This is a genomic window from uncultured Actinobacillus sp., from assembly GCF_945915845.1.
In the GTDB taxonomy this organism is placed as follows: Bacteria; Pseudomonadota; Gammaproteobacteria; order Enterobacterales; family Pasteurellaceae; genus Exercitatus.
Map to the genome: position 1 here is coordinate 26,932 of NZ_CAMEFX010000009.1, position 19,834 is coordinate 46,765.

22 protein-coding genes are annotated in these 19,834 nt (G+C 40.9%); 9 read left to right on the top strand and 13 right to left on the bottom strand.

Translation table 11 applies throughout. The annotated features are described in order from the left end of the window. Nucleotides 1-112 precede the first annotated feature (112 nt). The 7 genes from nusG to uspA form a co-directional block, all read right to left on the bottom strand. A complete protein-coding gene (nusG, locus tag Q0O89_RS03945; protein ID WP_293730409.1) occupies nt 113-670 on the bottom strand; it encodes a transcription termination/antitermination protein NusG in 558 nt (185 codons plus the stop codon). A gap of 1 nt (nt 671) precedes the next feature. Then, a complete protein-coding gene (gene secE / locus Q0O89_RS03950; protein ID WP_293730410.1) occupies nt 672-1,079 on the bottom strand; it encodes a preprotein translocase subunit SecE in 408 nt (135 codons plus the stop codon). Nucleotides 1,080-1,226: 147 nt separating this feature from the next. Beyond that, nucleotides 1,227-2,114, bottom strand: coding sequence for a UTP--glucose-1-phosphate uridylyltransferase GalU (galU, locus tag Q0O89_RS03955; protein ID WP_293730411.1), 888 nt, complete (start codon nt 2,112-2,114; stop codon nt 1,227-1,229). A 78-nt stretch (nt 2,115-2,192) separates the two neighbouring features. Further along, nucleotides 2,193-3,557: a phosphomannomutase CpsG gene (locus Q0O89_RS03960; protein ID WP_293730412.1), complete on the bottom strand. Its 1,365-nt coding sequence runs from the start codon at nt 3,555-3,557 to the stop codon at nt 2,193-2,195. 27 nt (nt 3,558-3,584) lie between these two features. After that, the gene (csrA, locus tag Q0O89_RS03965; protein ID WP_293730414.1) at nt 3,585-3,764 is read right to left on the bottom strand and encodes a carbon storage regulator CsrA; all 180 of its coding nucleotides are present in this window, start codon (nt 3,762-3,764) and stop codon (nt 3,585-3,587) included. A gap of 85 nt (nt 3,765-3,849) precedes the next feature. Then, the gene (gene alaS / locus Q0O89_RS03970; RefSeq protein ID WP_293730415.1) at nt 3,850-6,477 is read right to left on the bottom strand and encodes an alanine--tRNA ligase; all 2,628 of its coding nucleotides are present in this window, start codon (nt 6,475-6,477) and stop codon (nt 3,850-3,852) included. A gap of 184 nt (nt 6,478-6,661) precedes the next feature. Further along, nucleotides 6,662-7,087, bottom strand: a complete 426-nt coding sequence (gene uspA / locus Q0O89_RS03975) for a universal stress protein UspA (RefSeq protein WP_135710723.1) — start codon at nt 7,085-7,087, stop codon at nt 6,662-6,664. A gap of 162 nt (nt 7,088-7,249) precedes the next feature. Here uspA and mazG point away from each other — a divergent pair, with 162 nt between their 5' ends. Then, complete coding sequence (gene mazG / locus Q0O89_RS03980) at nt 7,250-8,038, top strand: nucleoside triphosphate pyrophosphohydrolase (protein ID WP_293730416.1); 789 nt, start codon at nt 7,250-7,252, stop codon at nt 8,036-8,038. Nucleotides 8,039-8,235: 197 nt separating this feature from the next. On the opposite strand, the gene ampD is transcribed toward mazG, so the two are convergent. Beyond that, entirely contained in the window at nt 8,236-8,796 is a 561-nt protein-coding gene (gene ampD, locus Q0O89_RS03985) for a 1,6-anhydro-N-acetylmuramyl-L-alanine amidase AmpD (RefSeq protein ID WP_293730417.1), read from the bottom strand. A 107-nt stretch (nt 8,797-8,903) separates the two neighbouring features. Between ampD and ppdD the strand changes: the two genes are divergently transcribed. The 7 genes from ppdD to Q0O89_RS04020 all read left to right on the top strand — a co-directional run bounded on the left by ppdD (nt 8,904) and on the right by Q0O89_RS04020 (nt 13,816). Then, nucleotides 8,904-9,347: a prepilin peptidase-dependent pilin gene (gene ppdD, locus Q0O89_RS03990; protein WP_135710720.1), complete on the top strand. Its 444-nt coding sequence runs from the start codon at nt 8,904-8,906 to the stop codon at nt 9,345-9,347. Nucleotides 9,348-9,424: 77 nt separating this feature from the next. Continuing rightward, a complete protein-coding gene (locus Q0O89_RS03995) occupies nt 9,425-10,807 on the top strand; it encodes a GspE/PulE family protein (RefSeq protein WP_293730418.1) in 1,383 nt (460 codons plus the stop codon). Beyond that, complete coding sequence (locus Q0O89_RS04000; protein ID WP_293730419.1) at nt 10,804-12,024, top strand: type II secretion system F family protein; 1,221 nt, start codon at nt 10,804-10,806, stop codon at nt 12,022-12,024. Before Q0O89_RS03995 ends, Q0O89_RS04000 begins: the two co-directional genes overlap by 4 nt. 32 nt (nt 12,025-12,056) lie before the next feature. Further along, on the top strand, nt 12,057-12,695 hold the full coding sequence (locus Q0O89_RS04005) for an A24 family peptidase (RefSeq protein WP_293730420.1): 639 nt from the start codon (nt 12,057-12,059) through the stop codon (nt 12,693-12,695). A 26-nt stretch (nt 12,696-12,721) separates the two neighbouring features. Further along, complete coding sequence (gene coaE, locus Q0O89_RS04010; protein ID WP_293730421.1) at nt 12,722-13,336, top strand: dephospho-CoA kinase; 615 nt, start codon at nt 12,722-12,724, stop codon at nt 13,334-13,336. Next, on the top strand, nt 13,333-13,539 hold the full coding sequence (yacG, locus tag Q0O89_RS04015) for a DNA gyrase inhibitor YacG (RefSeq protein WP_293730422.1): 207 nt from the start codon (nt 13,333-13,335) through the stop codon (nt 13,537-13,539). Before coaE ends, yacG begins: the two co-directional genes overlap by 4 nt. Before the next feature lie 10 nt (nt 13,540-13,549). Further along, nucleotides 13,550-13,816 carry a GNAT family N-acetyltransferase gene (locus Q0O89_RS04020; protein WP_293730423.1) on the top strand — a complete coding sequence of 89 codons (267 nt, stop codon included), beginning with the start codon at nt 13,550-13,552 and terminating at the stop codon, nt 13,814-13,816. Between the two features lies 1 nt (nt 13,817). On the opposite strand, the gene mutT is transcribed toward Q0O89_RS04020, so the two are convergent. The 3 genes from mutT to secM form a co-directional block, all read right to left on the bottom strand. Beyond that, nucleotides 13,818-14,222, bottom strand: coding sequence for an 8-oxo-dGTP diphosphatase MutT (mutT, locus tag Q0O89_RS04025; protein WP_293730424.1), 405 nt, complete (start codon nt 14,220-14,222; stop codon nt 13,818-13,820). Nucleotides 14,223-14,285: 63 nt separating this feature from the next. Beyond that, the gene (secA, locus tag Q0O89_RS04030) at nt 14,286-16,991 is read right to left on the bottom strand and encodes a preprotein translocase subunit SecA (protein WP_293730425.1); all 2,706 of its coding nucleotides are present in this window, start codon (nt 16,989-16,991) and stop codon (nt 14,286-14,288) included. Nucleotides 16,992-17,100: 109 nt separating this feature from the next. Continuing rightward, nucleotides 17,101-17,436 carry a secA translation cis-regulator SecM gene (secM, locus tag Q0O89_RS04035; protein ID WP_366516015.1) on the bottom strand — a complete coding sequence of 112 codons (336 nt, stop codon included), beginning with the start codon at nt 17,434-17,436 and terminating at the stop codon, nt 17,101-17,103. An 81-nt stretch (nt 17,437-17,517) separates the two neighbouring features. Here secM and Q0O89_RS04040 point away from each other — a divergent pair, with 81 nt between their 5' ends. Beyond that, the gene (locus Q0O89_RS04040) at nt 17,518-17,835 is read left to right on the top strand and encodes a DciA family protein (RefSeq protein ID WP_293730427.1); all 318 of its coding nucleotides are present in this window, start codon (nt 17,518-17,520) and stop codon (nt 17,833-17,835) included. Nucleotides 17,836-17,874: 39 nt separating this feature from the next. Here Q0O89_RS04040 and Q0O89_RS04045 read toward each other — a convergent pair whose 3' ends face one another. Further along, nucleotides 17,875-18,318, bottom strand: coding sequence for a hypothetical protein (locus tag Q0O89_RS04045; RefSeq protein WP_293730429.1), 444 nt, complete (start codon nt 18,316-18,318; stop codon nt 17,875-17,877). 129 nt (nt 18,319-18,447) lie between these two features. Next, nucleotides 18,448-19,818, bottom strand: coding sequence for a glutathione-disulfide reductase (gene gorA, locus Q0O89_RS04050; protein ID WP_293730430.1), 1,371 nt, complete (start codon nt 19,816-19,818; stop codon nt 18,448-18,450). Nucleotides 19,819-19,834 lie beyond the last annotated feature (16 nt).

Below are 19,834 nucleotides of genomic sequence, written 5' to 3' on the forward strand. Positions count from 1 at the left end.
TCATAATGGGTGCGAATTATACGAAAAGCGCGGTGATTTTTCAAGCGGTTTTCGGTGTTTTATATAAAGAAAGAGCGAGCTTTCTGCTCGCTCTAAAATGTATGTATCTCAATTAACCGTTCATTTTTTCCACTTGGCTAAATTCAAGTTCAACCGGTGTTGCACGACCAAAGATCGAAACAGACACTTTTAAGCGACCTTTTTCATAATCCACTTCTTCAACCGTACCATTAAAGTCTGCGAATGGGCCTTCTTTAACGCGAATTTCTTCACCAGGTTGATATTCATTACGGTGGCGTGGTTTATCCGCATTTTCTTCAACACGGTTTAAGATAATATCCGCTTCACGTTGGCTAATTGGCAATGGTCGATCCGGCGTTCCACCGATAAAGCCCATTACACGTGGCACACTGCGAACAAGTTGCCATGTGTAGTCATTCATTTCCATTTGTACTAATACGTAACCCGGGAAGAATTTACGTTCACTTTTACGGCGTTTACCTGCCACATTTTCCACAACTTCTTCTGTTGGAACTAATACTTCACCAAATTGGTCTTCCATTTGGTTTAATTTAATATATTCACGTAAGGTTGCTGCTACACGGCCTTCAAAACCAGAGAAGGCTTGTAATACATACCAACGTTTTTTAGGAGTGGTTGTTTCTGTCATTTTAGAATCTCAAATTGGTTAAGAAGTTAAGAACGGCGATAATAATACTATCAAATGCCCAAAGAATTAAAGATAGCAATACGGTTGCCGCAATAATAATAAATGTTGTCTGCATGGTTTCCGGGCGGGTTGGCCATACAATACGGCGTAATTCTACGCGTGATTCACTAAAAAAGTTTAATGCACGTTTACCTTCATTTGTTAACGCCGCAAACACAAGTGCAAGTACCAACAGAATAAAAATAGCTACAACGCGAATTGGCGTTGAAAACTGTTCTGCAAATACGACATTACCAACTGATGCAACAAGAACGATGATAAGAGATAATACCCATAAAAAGACATTCACGCCTTTTGATTTTTGACCGACTTCTTCAATGTCTTTCTTTTTATCCGCAACTAAAGCCATAAATAAACCTAATTCGATGTAAAAAATAGTTTGAAATACTTTTGAGCTGGTGATTTTAGCATTATATTTCGATCTTTCATATCAATTTTTATGAAAGCATAAAAAAAGCTAAGAACTTTCGCCCTTAGCCTTTTTCAATAAAGTAGGTTATAGGGTTTTCACCAATTTTTTTAAATATTCTTTAAACTCATTACCGAGCTTTTCATGTTGTAAACCGTATTCCACGAAGGCTTGCATGTAACCGATTTTATCACCACAGTCAAAAGTTTCTCCTGTCATTTGGAAAGCTTCCACGGTTTCTTTTTCAATTAACATATCAATAGCATCGGTTAATTGAATTTCATCGCCTACGCCTACCGGTGTTCTTTCCAGTAAATCCCAAATTGCAGCAGAGAACACATAGCGACCGACAACGGCAAGGTTTGATGGGGCGTCTTCCGGACGAGGTTTTTCAACCATACGTGAAATTTTCGCACTTTCGCCACCTTTAAACGCTACCCCATTACAATCGGCCACACCATAACTGCTGACTTCTTCGGGCGCGACCGGTGCAACCATAATCTGACTTGCACCGGTTTCATTAAAACGCTTAATCATTGCAGCAAGATTTTCTGTTTTCTGATCTGCCGTAAAATCCGCTAACAACACATCAGGTAGAACCACTGCAAAAGGCTCATTGCCTACTAATGGACGACCACACAATACTGCATGCCCCAATCCTTTTGCGTTACCTTGACGCACATGCATAATAGTCACATCTTTCGGGCATATTGAACGAACTTCATCAAGCAACTGACGCTTAACACGTTTTTCCAACATTGACTCCAATTCATATGACGTATCAAAGTGGTTTTCAATGGCATTTTTAGAAGAATGTGTCACCAACACGATTTCTTTTACACCAGCAGAAACGCACTCATTCACTACATATTGAATTAATGGCTTGTCAACCAACGTTAACATTTCTTTTGGAATCGCTTTCGTTGCTGGCAACATACGGGTTCCCAAGCCCGCAACAGGAATAATAACTTTCATGTTTTTTCCTTTAACATAAACAACCGCACTTTTGCATAACCCTTGCAAAGTGCGGCCAAAACTACTGTATTTTCATTATTACTGACGTAACAATGCTAACACTTCATCTGTTTTTTCTTGCATTAATGCTTTATCGCCACGAGTTTCTAAGTTTAAACGAACCACCGGCTCAGTATTTGAACTACGTAAATTGAAACGCCAGTTTGGATACTCGATACTAATACCGTCTAAATCACTCACGCTAATTGCATCTTTCTCGTAAGCCGCACGCACACGAGCAATCGCTGCTTGCGCATCAGTTAATTTACTATTGATTTCACCTGGTGACGGATAAGTATCAATACTATGATTAACTAATTGACCTAATGTTTTTCCTGTGGTGCAAACTAATTCCATCACCAATAACCATGGAATCATACCGCTATCACAGTAATAGAAATCGCGGAAATAGTGGTGCGCAGACATTTCACCGCCATAAACCGCATCCACTTCACGCATTTTTTCTTTGATAAATGAGTGACCGGATTTGGACATGACTGCTTCGCCGCCATTTTCTGCCACAATTTTTTCCGTATTCCAGATTAAACGTGGGTCATAAATGACTTTCGCGCCTTTGTGTTTTTGCGCAAAAGCTTGACCTAATAATCCAACCACATAATAACCTTCGATAAAACCACCCTTTTCATCAAAGAAGAAACAGCGGTCAAAATCGCCGTCAAAAGCAATACCGAAATCCGCTTTATGCTCAAGCACCGCATCAATCGTATCTTGACGGTTATCATGTAAAATTGGATTAGGAATACCATGTGGGAAAGTACCATCCGGATTATTATGGACTTTCACAAACTCAACAGGGACACGGCGCGCTTTGAATTGTGCTTCAATCGCGTCAACTACATGTCCTGCTGCGCCATTACCCGAATTAATCACTAGTTTCAACGGTTTGATATTGTCTAAATTCACATAAGACAATAAACGCTCAACATAGTCACCAAGTACAGACTGTTGTTTGTAAGTGCCTCGTTGAGTCACTGCAGGAAAGTTATTTTCTTCTGCTAAACGTTGAATATCAGCAAGCCCGGTATCCGCGCTGATTGGGCGTGAGCCTTCACGTACCAATTTCAAGCCATTAAAATCCATTGGGTTATGGCTTGCCGTCACTTCGATACCACCGTCAGCTTTCAAGAATGAAGTGGCGAAATAAACTTCTTCCGTTCCCACTTCACCCAGATCAATCACATTTACGCCTGAATCTAACAAGCCATTGGTGACCGCGCTTTTTAACTCTTTACTCGTTAAACGCACGTCTCCCCCTACGACTATCGTTTTAGGCTTCAGAAACTGCCCGAATGCTCGCCCAATTCGATAAACGATATCCGTATTTAATTCGTCACCTAAACGTCCACGAATATCGTAGGCCTTAAAACAAGTTAGTTTAGACATAATTTCCTCCTGATTGCGCTAACCTAGCTATTTTTGTTCATCTTCCGCTTCTTTGATACGATGATAAATTTCTTCACGATGCACTGAAACATCCTTTGGTGCATCCACGCCAATTTTAACTTGGTTACCACGCACACTCAAAACCGTGATAGAAATGTTATCGCCGATGAGCAAATTCTCACCAACTTTACGGGTTAAAATTAACATACAGACCTCCCTAAGTATTGAATACGCCTGTCGTTCCATCCCTAGATACCTCACGGCTATAATAATTTGTTTACCTCCGCAAGTATCATTGCAGATTTGTTTTTAACCATTCTGTTGCGGTATTTAATGCAACAGACACATTTTCAGGTTGAGAACCACCGGCCATCGCCATATCCGGACGACCGCCGCCTTTACCACCTACTTGTTGTGCCATCACATTTACCAATTCGCCTGCTTTCACTTTTGACGTTAAATCAGACGTAACCCCTACAATTAAGTTCACTTTGTCTTCGACCACCGAAGCAAAGGCAACTACAGCGGAACCTAATTGATTTTTCAGATCATCAACCATCACGCGTAATCCTTTCGCATCTACACCATCTAGTTGATGAACAATCACTGAAACATCACCGATTTTTACCGCACTTTGTGCTAAATTAGAGCCTGCCGCTTGTGCCGCTTTCGCTTTCAGTTGTTCTAATTCTTTTTCCGTTTTCTTCACCTTATCTTGAAGCTGAACAATTTTTTCAGGAATCGAAAGTACATCGGATTTCAATGCATCCGCACTTTGAGCCAAAATCGCTTGTTGGCTAAATAACCAATCCATCGCCCCTTCACCCGTTACGGCTTCAATACGGCGAATACCTGCAGCTACTGCACCTTCTGACACGATTTTAAATAAACCAATGTCACCTGTGCGTTCTACATGTAAACCACCACAAAGTTCAATTGAGAACGGACTCATCGTCACAACGCGAACCACATCACCATATTTCTCACCGAATAATGCCATAGCACCTTTCGCTTTGGCTTCTTCTACGCTCATTTCTTCCGTTAAAACCGGATGATTTGCACGTATATGGAAGTTCACTACACGCTCAATGTCTGCAATTTGTTCTTTGGTTACCGCTTCCGGTTGCGCAAAGTCAAAACGTAACCCTGCATCGGAAACTAAAGAACCTTTTTGTGCCACATGTTCGCCTAAAACTTGGCGAAGTGCTGCGTGTAATAAGTGTGTTGCACTATGATTTAAACGCGTTTGTTGACGGCGTTCTGCATTAACACTTGCATTAATAATTTGGCCGACACTTAAACTACCTTGTGCCAATTCACCAATATGGCCAAAAACCGAGCCATATTTTTGAGTATCTTTTACTTCAAATTTCACGCCTTGCGCGATTAATACACCGCTATCGCCAATTTGACCACCCATTTCCGCATAGAATGGGGTATTTTCTAACACCACCACTGCACTTTGACCTGCAGAAATGCTTTCCACCGGTTTGCCGTCATAGAAAAGTGCGGTCACTTTTGCCAGACTTTCTGCGTTTGTATAACCTTCAAATTTTGTTTCACCATCCACGCGAATGACACTACTGTAATCCACGCCGAAGTTACTTGCGGATTGCGCACGTAAACGTTGCGCTTCCATTTCGCGTTCAAAACCGGCTTCATCAATGGTGATATTACGCTCACGACAAACATCCGCCGTTAAATCCAATGGGAAGCCATAGGTATCATAAAGCTTAAACGCCACTTCACCTGAAAGTACACCATCTTTTACATTGGCAAGCGCATCGTCTAACAAGGTTAAGCCACGCTCTAACGTACGCGCAAATTGCTCTTCTTCCAAGCGTAATAATTTTTCAACATTCGCTTGTTTTTCTTTAACTTGTTTGCCTGCATCAGCCATGACATCAATTAAGGTTGGCACTAATTTATAGAAGAATGTTTCTTTCGCGCCAAGTAAATGACCATGACGTACCGCACGGCGAATAATACGGCGTAATACATAACCACGACCTTCATTTGATGGAATCACGCCATCGGCAATTAAATAAGCACATGAACGAATGTGGTCTGCGATAACACGCAAGGATTTATTATCTAAATCAGTTGTCCCAACAATTTCCGCTGCTTTTTTAATTAAGGTTTGGAAAATATCAATTTCGTAGTTGCTGTTTACATGTTGCAACACCGCGGTCATACGCTCTAAACCCATACCTGTATCAACAGATGGTTTTGGCAATTTTTCCATTGTACCGTCCGGCAAACGGTTAAATTGCATAAATACGATATTCCAAACTTCAATATAACGGTCGCCATCTTCTTCCGGTGAACCCGGCAACCCGCCCCAAATATGATCACCGTGATCATAGAAAATTTCAGTACAAGGACCGCAAGGACCTGTATCGCCCATTGCCCAAAAGTTATCTGAAGCATAAGGCGCACCTTTATTATCACCAATGCGAATAATATGATCGGTCGGTACACCTACAATCTTGTGCCAAATATCATAAGCTTCGTCATCGGTTTCATAAACGGTGACGTATAATTTTTCTTTTGGTAACCCTAACCATTGTGGGCTCGTTAAATATTCCCAACCGAATTGAATCGCGTCTTTTTTAAAGTAGTCACCAAAACTAAAGTTCCCCATCATTTCAAAGAATGTATGGTGACGTGCGGTATAACCCACATTTTCTAAGTCATTATGTTTACCGCCTGCGCGCACACAACGTTGCGCGGTTGTCGCACGCGTATAAGCACGTTTCTCCATGCCTAAGAACACATCTTTAAATTGGTTCATTCCGGCATTGGTAAACAATAGCGTTGGATCATTTTCCGGCACGAGAGAGCTACTCTCTACGACAGTATGACCTTTGCTATGAAAGAAATCTAAAAATGATTGTCGAATTTGAGCTGTTGTTTTCATTGTAAACCTAACAATTTTTTTATTTCTAAAAACGGTTTATTTTGACATATTTTTTTTATTTATAGAACGACCTAGCCCTATTTTCTCAGGGATTTTTTTAGATTTCTTCAAAAATCAAACCGCACTATCGACTTTAGGACGAAAGCGCGGTTTATTTTTAAGTCGTTTATTGATGAAATTTTATCTATTCATCACGAAGCGGTACCACGAGCATATCAATTTTTATCGTATTCATCACTTGACGTGTTGAAGACATTAGTTTACTCCAAAAATCTTGATGGTGGCCAGTTACAAGCAAGTCCACATCATATTGCTCAATAGCATCCGAAAGCACTTGTCCTAAATCACCACTACCACTTAATTTTTCAGAAATCGGATAACCCGCATTTTCTGAAAGTTGAACTAAAGCCTGTTGCGTTTCGCTTGAAATGCGATCTTGCATGGACGACATATTGACATCAATTAAACCTGTGTAGAGATCGGAGAAGTTGACATCCACGTGGATAATTGAAAGTTTCGCCCCGTGACGCTGCGCCACACCAACTGCTTTTTTCAATAAAACTTCACTTTCATCTGAAAGATCCACTGCAACTAGAACATGTTTATACATAATCTACTCCTTATCTGATTAGGTTGTCCTTTTTTGTTGTCTGTATAATATCACCCTGATAATGAAAAAAATTTGAACTAGATCACATTTCAGAAAATTTATTGAATTATTTTTATTTGCGTCCTAAACTGACCGCACTTAGCCTTTATGCGAGAAAAAACAATGTCATACCATATTCAAGATTTTATCAAACTCATCGCCCAACTTCGCAACCCTAACGGTGGTTGCCCCTGGGATCTAAAACAAACTTACCACTCCATGATCCCTTGTTTAACAGAAGAAACCTATGAAGTGATTGATGCCATTGAAAAAAATGACAAAACCAATTTGCGCGAAGAATTAGGTGATTTATTGTTGCAAGTGGTGTTTTTCAGCCAACTCGCCACTGAAGACGGTAGTTTTACCTTTGATGATGTGGTCAATGATGTGGCGGAAAAAATCGTACGCCGCCATCCCCATGTGTTTGGCGATATAAAAGCCGGCAATGAAGAAGAAGCCCTTGCGCGTTGGAATAGCATTAAAGCGCAAGAAAAAAACAATCCTGAGAATCACTCTATTTTAGCGGATGTACCACAAGCGTTCCCTGCACTCATGCGCGCAGAAAAATTACAGAAAAAATGCGCCAAGGTAGGATTTGATTGGGATAATCTCTCCGATGTGATTGCCAAAGTAGAAGAAGAATTAGCAGAAATCAAACAAGAATTAAATCGACCGCACTTAGTACAGGAAAAAGTGGCGGAAGAAATGGGTGACTTCTTATTTGCTACAGTCAATCTGGCACGGCATTTAAAGGTCAATGCGGAAGAAAGCCTACGTCAAGCAAACCATAAATTTGAACGCCGTTTTCGCCAAGTGGAACAAAAATTAGCGGAACAGGGAAAAAGCGTAGAACAAAGTTCATTGGTAGAAATGGATGTTTTGTGGAATGAAGTGAAAAACGAAGAGAAATGAGTGCTGAATGTTAAAGTATATTAAGCGAGTGTTGCAATTGGGGGTTGAATCTACCGATTTGAACTCAGAAGTTCAACGCTCCCGACTCGTTACACCAGAGGTTCTCTGAGTTTTCAAAACGGAAGCTGTATGCCGCCAGAACGACAGGCTCACCAAACGGCATCTCGATGTCTTATTAACGAATTTCTGTTTATCATCTATTCCAACGCAGATAAATAACGCGCCCAATCAAAATACTGCCCCGGATCAATTTTTCGCCCGGGGGAAATATCACAATGCCCCACAATACGTTCTTTCGTAATATTAGGATAAGCCGCTTGGATAACTTGGGTTAAGGCGACCAATGCATCATATTGCGCCGCCGTGAAAGGTTGTTCATTGCTACCTTCTAATTCAATGCCAATGGCAAAATCATTGCATTTTTCACGCCCTTCAAAAGAAGATAAACCAGCATGCCAAGCGCGGTCATTAAAATTCACATATTGCGTCACACGCCCATCCCGTTCAATTAAACAATGGGCAGAGACCCGAATTTGATAAATTTCTTCAAAATAAGGGTGTTGCGTAGGATCTAATTTGCCTTGAAAAAAATCGTCAATAAATCCACCGCCAAATTCTTCAGGCGGCAAACTAATGTAATGAATAACGAGTAAGGAAATATCTTGTTTATCCGGTCGCGGATCAAAATGGGGAGACGGAACTTTTCGCACCGTTTCTAACCAACCATGACGAATTTTAGGCAATGTTTTTGTCGGCATAATACTTATTTTTGTGATCTTCATTCCAAAATTGAAAGCGTTATTTTGACAGGATTTACACTTTATTTCAAAGTGCGCCCACCATTTATCATAAAAAGGAAAACACCATGAAATTTAACCGCACTTCATTAACCTTCAATATACGCAAAGGCTTTACCTTGATTGAATTAATGATTGTTATCGCCATTGTGGCTATTCTCGCCACCATTGCCATTCCGTCTTATCAAAACTACACCAAAAAAGCGGCGATTTCCGAACTATTACAGGCATCCGCGCCTTATCGTTCCGAAGTCGAACTTTGTGTTTATAACACGGGCGCTGCCACCAACTGTACCGCGGGCAGCAATGGTATTCAAGCCAACAACACCGGTTTAGGGAAATATGTCGCCAGCGTCAATGTAGCGGCTGGCGTGGTCACGGTAAAAGGGAAAGGCTCTCTTGATGGCGTAAGCTATACCTTAACGGCAAGCGGAAATGCTTCAAGCGGCGTCACTTGGGCAACGGTATGTACCCCTGATTCCAGTATTTTCCCATCAGGTTTTTGTAACTGATTTTTTGGGGAACGCATTAGGGTAACTCATTTTTACCGCTGTTTTTTTATTCTCAATTGTTTATACAGGATAATGCCATGCCGATCGCTACAACCGCTGACGGAAAACAAATGGAAATTTCACCGCACTTATGGGCGAAAAATCAGGATCAACAACATCTGTTGATCCGCTATTTTGCCTTGCCCTTAAAAGAGACGGAACAAACGCTTTGGCTTGGCATAGACAGCTTAACCAATATTTCCGCCTGTGATACCTTTTCCTTTCTCGTGGGAAAAACCGTTGAGCCCGTGTTGCTATCTACGGCAGAATTAAAAAAACAGCTGCAATCCCTTGCGCCACAGACATATCAAGTGGAAGAAAACCCTGTTTTCTATCATATTGAGCAAAATACAGACGCAGAAATCGCACAAAAAACCGATGAACCTGTTATTCAGTTGTTAGATCATATCTTTGAACAAGCCTTACAACAACAGGCATCGGACATTCATTTTGAACCCCAAGCCTCGCAGTTACAGGTTAGATTTCGTATTGATGGTGTATTGCAAACGCAATCCCCCATTTCACCGGCATTGTCTCAGCGCATCATTTCACGTTTAAAATTACTGGCGAAACTGGATATTGCGGAAACAAGGTTACCACAAGATGGCCGATTTCATTTTAAAACCACATTTTCTGATGTGTTAGATTTTCGCCTTTCCACCTTGCCCACACCGCTAGGTGAAAAAATTGTACTACGGGTTCAACAAAATAAACCTGTCACATTCGCCTTTGCGGATTTGGGCATGACACCCCAACAACAGCAAACATTTCAATGGGCATTAATGCAACCGCAAGGATTAATTTTAGTGACAGGCCCTACAGGTAGCGGCAAAAGTATTTCCCTTTACACCGCACTTTCTTATCTCAATACGCCCGACAAACACATTATGACCGCGGAAGATCCCATTGAGATTGAGTTAGCCGGCATTATTCAAACTCAAGTAAACCCACAAATCGGATTAGATTTCAGTCGGTTACTTCGTACATTTTTACGTCAAGATCCCGATATCATTATGCTTGGGGAAATTCGTGATGAAGAAAGCGCGATTATGGCATTACGTGCGGCGCAAACAGGGCATCTAGTATTATCCACCTTACACACCAATGATGCACAATCTGCCATTTCCCGCCTATTGCAATTAGGTATTCAACAGCATGAAATTGACAATGCTTTGCTCTTAGTTATTGCGCAACGCTTGGTGAGAAAACGTTGTCAAAAGTGCGGTGAAAAAATGGAAAGTTTCTGTGACTGTCATCAAGGTTACAAAGGACGTATCGGTATTTATCAATTCTTACAGCGCAATCAAGAGGGACATTTTCACACTGACTACCCCTCTCTTTATCAAGCAGCCCTGAACAAAGTCGCCGATCACACAACAGACTTAGCTGAAATTCAACGTGTTTTAGGAAGTGAGTCATGACATTAAAATGCTATCGCTGGAAAGGAAGAAACCGACTAAATCAACGGCAAAAAGGCATGTTGGTGGCAGAAGATGAAACACAAGCAAAACAAGAATTGTTTAAGCGTGGTTTGCAACAAATTCACCTGCAACAAAATTGGCAACTTTCAACAAAACCGAAAAACGCCGAAGTTTGCGATCTGTTACAACAGTTAGCCACGCTACTCAACGCAACAGTTCCTCTAAAAAATGCCTTGCACATTTTGTTACAAAATTGCACCAATATTTCCCTGAATCAATGGTTACGTCATTGTATTGCAGATATTGAGCGTGGGTTATCTTTTTCACAAACCCTAGAACGCCAAGCCTTATTTTTAACAGCACAAGAGTATCAATTAATTAAAGTCGGAGAAATGACCGGTAAATTGGCTACAGTGTGTACGCAAATTGCCGGCCATAAACAACAAGCTCTCGCATTGCAACGTAAAATCCAGAAAATCTTGCTCTATCCTGTGATGGTTTTAGCTATCTCATTCATATTGACTATACTTTTATTAATCTTTGTGGTGCCACAATTTGCAGAAATGTATGGCAATAATCAGGCTCAACTGCCAACTTTCACCCTGATTTTACTCAGCTTATCCCATGGTCTACAGCATTATTTTTGGCTATTGGTTATCCTAATGACAATCACGCTTATCACATTCAAATATCAACTACGTCATTCCGCTCAGCTGAACCTCTACAAAGCAAACCTAATTTACAGCCTGCCTATTCTAGGTAATATTACCGCGTTGGCACGCTTAATTCGTTTTTGTCGTAACTTACAATTAATGTTGCAATCAGGGATTCCGCTCACTCAAGCGTTACAATCTTTTTTACCCCAAAAGAAAAGTTGGCAAACCAAAACACCTTGGCAAGGCGATCCTATTTTGATTCAAGAAGTCGAAGCCATGTTGCAGTGGATTACGCAAGGCTATGCCTTTTCTACCAGTGTAGGGTCGGGCCTATTTCCCATGCAAGCCCAACAAATGTTACAGGTGGGGGAGCAATCAGGACAGTTAAACCAAATGCTCAAACATATTGCAGACACTTATCAACAGCAATTAGATCACCACATTGATCTACTATCCCAAATGCTCGAACCTTTGTTAATGGTCATTATTGGCGGACTTATCGGCTTAATCATGCTCGGGATGTATTTACCTATTTTTAACATGGGATCGCTAATTCAATGATTTATCTTCTATGTTTTGGATTCTGTGGGATAATGGGGTGGATTGCCCATCATTATGTCACACATTTTGCCCAACAGCTCTCACAAGATATTTATAATAGCTATTGTGAAGTTTTCCCTGAAAATCCACCGCACTTTTCACCTCAATGCTCGGTGTTAAAACCCATTAAGTGCGGTAAAAAATGGCTGAGTTTTTTAACTGCCGGTGCGATATTTGTTATCAATGATATGATTATCAATCACCCTATCTTCGCGATCATTATGAGTGCCGTATTAATATTACTGTTTGTGATTGCTCTCATTGACTGGCATTACCAATTAATTTCCCCAGCCTTATGTCAGTTTTTACTTTGTATGGGATTGGGCTTAGCTTATTATCAGGTTATTTCACCCACCTTGGAACAAAGCCTTTTTTCTGCCGGCATAGGCTTTGTGCTTTTTTGGGGCATTTTTCATGTCTCAACATGGTATTACCGGAAAGAAGCCTTTGGTCGCGGAGATTATTGGTTAATTGCTGCCTTAAGCAGTTTTTTACCTTGGCAACTTCTCCCTCTTTTTATTTTTCTTTCCTGTATTCTTGCCCTAGGCTATGCCCTCATTAGTCGCACCAAAATTATTCCTTTTGCCCCCTTTCTGAACCTTGGGGCTATCCTTGCCTTTGTGATAGGATAAGCAATATAAATATTGAAGGATAAATTATGAGTTATGTTGTTGGATTAACAGGTGGCATTGGTAGCGGCAAAAGTACTGTGGCAAATTTATTTGCAGATCTCGGTGTGCCCATTGTGGATGCGGATATTGTAGCCCGCCAAGTTGTCGAAAAAGGTTCTCCGTTATTGACACAAATTGCTGCTCATTTTGGCGAACAAGTGCTAACAGAAAAAGGTGAACTTAATCGTGCCACATTGCGTGAATTAGTGTTCCAGAATGAAGCAGAAAGAAGTTGGCTTAATGGACTTTTGCATCCTGCAATTCGGACAGAAATGATTGCACAATTACAAGCGCAAAGTGCGCCTTATGTGTTATTTGTGGTGCCATTGTTAATTGAAAATAACTTATGTGAACTTTGTCATCGCGTATTAGTTGTGGATGTGAAAGCGGAAACGCAATTAATTCGGGCCAGCCGTCGAGACAATAACAATATACAATTAATTCAAGAAATTATGAATGCTCAAGTCAGTCGTGAAACGCGATTAAGCTATGCCGATGATGTCATTAATAATGATGCTGAACAAACAGAAAATACAGAGGGATTACGAGAAAATGTGCTAAAATTACACCGCACTTATTTAGATCTTGCCAAGGAAAAATGATGACAGAAACCTTTACTGTAGCCTGCCCAACTTGTAAGAAATCAGTAATTTGGTCAGCAGAGAGTCCATTTCGCCCTTTTTGTAGTAAACGCTGCCAATTAATTGATTTGGGTGAATGGGCTGATGAAGAAAAAGCGATTCCTTGTGAAACCGCTGATTTTGCCAGCAATCCAGAATTTTCTGAGGATTGGACTAGTCGTTAAGGAAGACAAAATGAAGATTCAACATCAACAAAATAACGAACAAGGTGAGTTTTTTCTATTAAATGCACAGGGCGACAAAATCGCAGAACTCACTTATTTTTTTGAAAACACCAACACCATTAACGCTAATCATACCTATGTATCAGAAACCCTACGTGGTCAGGGCGTTGCCGATAAACTTTATCAAGCTTTACGTCAATTTGTAAAAGACAACCGGCTCAATCTTCATCCAACTTGTAGCTATATTGCGAAGAAATGGGAAAGAGAAAACCGATAGGTTAGCGCGTTTCTGCCAGCAAGCGCTGAATTAATTTGGCATTTGCCGGCGGAAATTGTCCTGCATCCAATTCCTTTTGATCCAACCAAAATCCCTCTTGCCCTTCTCGTCCAAAAGGTTCACCCAACCATTCTTCCACAAGATAAAAATGGAAATACAACACTTTGTTTGGATATTCAAACAAAAACTGCTCATACAGCACCGCACTTAATACATGGATCCCGATTTCTTCTTCTAACTCTCGTTTCAATGCATCTTCGGGGGTTTCACCTGCATCCACTTTTCCACCGGGGAACTCGAGAGATTGAGCAAAATCTTGTCCTTCTAATCGTTGGGTTAAATAAATTTGACCAAATTCATTACGAATAATGCCTGCTGCAACATGTATCACTTTCTTTGTATTCATCGTTTATTGAACTATCTAGGTGAAAACAAAAAGTGCGGTCAAAAAAGACCGCACATTAAAGGGTTAATAATTCGCACGATTACCGTGGCAATGTTTATATTTCTTACCCGAACCACAAGGACAAGGTTCATTGCGTCCGATTTTACGCTCACTTTCAGCCATCGCAACATCTTCATTGGTCGCTTCCGTTTGACCATTATATTCCATGGCTTGCGCCTGACGTTGTGCCTTTTCTTGGTACGCTTGTTCAACTTGCTCCACTTCGTCTGCTGAACGAACCTGTACTCGGCTTAAAATACGAATAACATTCAGTTTCAAGGCATCAAGCATATTGGTGAACATCTCGAAAGATTCGCGTTTATACTCTTGTTTCGGATCTTTTTGTGCATAGCCACGTAAATGAATCCCTTGGCGTAGATAATCCATCGCACTCAAATGCTCTTTCCATAGCTCATCAAGGGTTTGCAACATAATGTCTTTTTCAAAACGTCTTAAGGTTTCCGCACCGGCTAAGGCTTCTTTTTTACGATATTCTTCTGTCGCTATTTCAATAATGCGCTCGCGTAAATGATCTTCATGGAAGTTTTTATCTTCTTCTAACCAATGCGCAATCGGTAAATCAAGCGCAAAATCGCTACGTAAGCGGTTTTCTAGCTCAGGGATTTTCCATTGTTCTTCCACAGATTGTGGTGGCACATATTCATCAATCACCGCGTTAAACACATCTTGACGAATGACATCAATGGTTTCTGAAATATCTTCGTTATCAAGTAATGTATTACGTTGTGCATAAATCGCATGACGTTGGTCATTCGCTACATCATCATATTGCAATAAGTTTTTACGTCCATCAAAGTTGTGCGCTTCCACTTTGGCTTGCGCTTGTGCGATCACTTTCGCCAATAGTTTCGATTCCATCGCTTCGCCTGGGGTGCTGAATGCACGGCGCATCATATTTAACTTGCCTTCGTTCAAGTAAATACGCATTAACGCATCATCTAACGACAAATAGAAACGTGAAGAACCTGGGTCACCTTGACGGCCTGAACGACCACGTAACTGGTTATCGATACGGCGTGACTCATGACGTTCTGTTCCGATAATATGTAAACCACCGGCTTTCATCACCGTATCATGACGTTCTTGCCATTGCGCTTTAATGGCCGTAATTTGCTCTTCCGTTGGATTGTCTAATTTCGCCACTTCCGATTTCCAGTTACCGCCTAATACAATATCCGTACCACGCCCCGCCATATTGGTGGCAATGGTTACCGCACCGGGATAACCGGCGTTGGCAACAATTTCCGCTTCTTGCGCGTGGAATTTTGCATTTAATACGCTATGCTTGATGCCCGCTTTATCCAAGGCTGCCGACAAGGCTTCCGATTTTTCAATCGAGATAGTCCCCACTAACACAGGCTGATTTCGTGCCACACAATCTTTAATGTCTTCAATGATCGCATCAAATTTATATTGTTCATTCTCAAACATAACGTCAGTACGATCATCGCGAATCATCGGGCGGTTAGTTGGAATAACGATAGTTTCCAAACCATAAATTTGTTGGAATTCAAAGGCTTCTGTATCCGCCGTCCCTGTCATCCCCGCTAATTTTTCGTATAAACGGAAATAGTTTTGATACGTAATAGAAGCGACAGTTTGGTTTTCAGATTGAATGTTCACCCCTTCTTTCGCTTCAATCGCTTGGTGTAAACCATCTGACCAACGGCGACCTGCCATTGTACGACCTGTATGTTCATCAACAATCACCACTTCGCCATCTTTTACCACATAATCCACGTCTTTTTGGAATAAGGTGTGGGCGCGTAATGCCGCGGTAATATGATGGAATAAGGTTAAGTTTGCCGGTGAATATAAGCTTTCATTTTCGCCCATTAAACCTTGAGCGATTAACCAGTTTTCACATTTTTCTAAACCACGTTCCGTTAAGTTCGCTTGTTTGTTTTTCAGGTCTAACGCATAGTCGCCATCCCCTTGGAATTCATCGCTATCTTCTTTCTCTTGCTCAACTAAATTTGGAATTAATTTATTGATTGCAAGATAAAGCTCTGAGCTGTCTGCGGCAGGGCCTGAAATAATTAATGGTGTACGTGCTTCATCAATTAAAATGGAATCCACTTCATCCACTAAGGCATAATGTAACGGACGTTGGAAACGATCTTGCGCACTATGCGCCAAGTTATCGCGCAAGTAGTCGAAACCTAACTCACTATTTGTCGCATAAGTAATATCTGCTTTATAAGCTTCACGTTTCACTTCAGGCGGCAACCCCGGTACGTTTACTGCAACGGTCATGCCTAAGAACTCAAAGAGCGGACGGTTAGTTTCTGCATCGCGGCGCGCAAGGTAATCATTCACTGTTACAACGTGAACCCCTTTTCCTGTTAAGGCATTTAAATAACAAGGTAAGGTTGCGGTTAATGTTTTCCCCTCCCCGGTACGCATTTCTGCGATACAACGATTGGTCAACACCATCCCACCAATTAATTGCACATCAAAATGACGCATGCCTAACACACGTTTACTCGCTTCACGTACCGTAGCAAAAGCTTCAGGCATTAGTTGCTCAAGCGTTTCTCCTTTGGCCAAACGCTCACGAAATTCTGCTGTTTTGGCTTTTAATTCTTCATCTGTCAACGCTTCAAAGGTTGGTTCTAATGCATTGATTTTTTTGACTTCTTTATTTAAACGGCGTAAAACACGCTCGTTACGGCTACCAAAGATTTTTGTAACAATAGTTCTTAACATAATGATTTTCTTAATTTTCTATTTCAATAAATAACAACATACTTATTATTTGGCTTTCTTGCCATGAATAATAAGTGGCGCAATAAGATCCGTCTAAGATCTCAGATGATTAAGAAAAATAAGGACTACCGCGAATAGGCGCATGCTTTGCGTAAATCTGTGTAACAAAGTGCGGTAAAATTTGGGGTTGTTTTTCCCATTGGACTGCCGGACGAATAAATTGTGTTCGCTGTAATTGCTGCTGTTGAACAAATGCAGAACGAACAACCTGAATCTGCAGAGGTTGATTTTGATATTCTAAACGTGACAACTCCGCCTGTTCTACGCCTTGCAGATTCGGCAACGCAAAAAACGCAATCATACTAAAAAGTATGTGCGACCAAAAATGCGTACGCCCTTGCGTCGTGCGATGATAAACCTGATTCAAAATCAACTCATTAATCAATGTGAAAAAATTAGTCGAATTATAGCGGAAATTCGTTAGAATGTGCAGTAAATATTAGGAAATGTCGAAGAAACCAAGCGAATGAAAAAAATAAGACGCTATCAAAAAGCGATGAATATTAAAGATTTACTGGAAACATCCAGCCTTGCCGATGTGATGAAAAAAGGCTTGCTCATCAATGAGATAAATCTGAAGATTAAAGCAATTTTTCCTACTCAATTTGACGGTTTATATCAAATTGTGAACTTTGATGAAACCTGTTTAAATATCGATGTAGCAAACGCGATGGTTCGTCAAAATTTTTTATTCTGCCAACAGGAATTACTTCAATTAATTCAACAACAATATCCTGATATTACACAACTTAACATTAAAATTAATCCTCGAATTGGAAAATAAAAATAGCAGCCGAAGCTGCTATATTATAAAGAGATCATTCTAACGACATTGATAAATACGACGCTCTTCTTCTGATAATTCAGCACCATAACATTCATCATTATTTGGGTTGATTAACGTTGACTTAGGTTGCACACCAACACGACGCTCTTCTGCTGACAGCTCATCATTATCAATTTTATTATTTTGTGCATGATTACGTTGTACCATTTTTTGTGGTAATTGAGATGGTTTCGGTGCCGGAGCCACTGTCTCCTTTTGAACAGATTTTTCTAAGGAATCTGTTTTCGAAATCTCTTGTTTTTTCACCGCACTTTTTTCATCTGAGACTGCCGTTTGCTCTGTCGTCTCTTTTGCATCAGTTTTTGTTTCAGATACAGCAGCCGCATTATCTTCTTTTGTAAGCTGTGCCGTTGGCTTAACTTCATCACCACAAGCAGCAAGCCACATACTTAACCCTAAAACAAAAAGTAATTTTTTCATATTCTATCCCTTAGAGGTGGTATTTATTTTGCATACGCATTTTAAACATTACGAACACATTGTCAATGAATACACAAAATTAGCCGCTGCACCAAGTTACAACGGCAGTTAAATTAACACACAGCGGCACTAACGCATGGTCACAAATTCCTCCGACCCTGTTGGATGAATTGCCACGGTATTATCAAAATCTGCTTTGGTTGCACCCATTTTGATGGCTACCGCAAAACCTTGGATCATTTCGTCCACGCCAAAACCAATACCATGCAAGCCCACAATTTTTTCGTCCTGACCGACACAAACAAGCTTCATACGGCAAGGTTGACGATGTTGCGTGACGGCAGTATACATAGCAGTAAAGGAAGATTTATACACCTTCACATTTTCTGCGCCATACATTTCAATGGCTTTCGGCTCTGTTAAGCCAATAGTACCAATAGGCGGGTGACTGAACACCACTGTTGGAACAAGATTGTAATCCAAATGCTCATTAGGTTTATTATTGAATAAACGTTCCGATAAACGGCGACCTGCTGCCACTGCCACCGGCGTTAATTCAATACCACCTTCAATAATATCGCCTACTGCATAAATACCGTCCACATTGGTATTTTGGAATTTATCCACTTTGATAAAACCGCGCTCATTGGTTGCCACGCCTGTTGCTTCCAAGTTAATCACATCTGTTGCAGGCTCACGACCAATTGCCCAAACCACGCAATCTACGTTGGTTTCGCGTCCATCTTCTAATTTTAAGGTCAAAGAACCATCCTCATTTTTTACGACTTCCTGTGGAATGGCTTTAGTATGCAGTTGGATCCCATCTTGTGCTAAGACTTCAAGCAAAGTTTCCACGATTAACGGATCTTGATTACGCAACGGTGCATGTTGACGCACAAATAAATGACTCTCCACGCCAAGGCTATTAAATACCCCAGCCAGCTCCACCGCAATATAACCTGCACCCACAATAGCCACGCGTTTTGGCAATTCAGTCAAGGCAAAAACGCCATTGGAATCAATACCATATTCCGCCCCTTTTACCTTCGGAATACTCGGACGACCACCAGTTGCAATCAAAATATGATCCGCTGTCACTTGCTCCGTTGAACCATCGGCATAATGCACTTCCACGGTTTTCGCATCCACAAATTTAGCAAAACCATTTAACACATCCACATTATTTTTCGCCAATACATTGTTATAAGAAGTATGAATACGACCAATATAGGCTTGGCGGCTTTCCACTAATTTCGCAAAATCAAATTGATTTACCGTGACATCAAAACCATAATCGGGCGCATAACTCTTAATTGCTTCTGCAATTTGCGCGCCATAAAACATCACTTTCTTCGGCACACAGCCCACATTTACGCAAGTTCCGCCTAAGTGTTTCGCTTCAATCATCGCACATTTTTTGCCATAACTCGCCGCGCGGTTAATAGACGCAATACCACCTGAACCACCGCCAATGGCTAAATAATCATAATGTTTTGTCATAATTCGGTTTCCTATC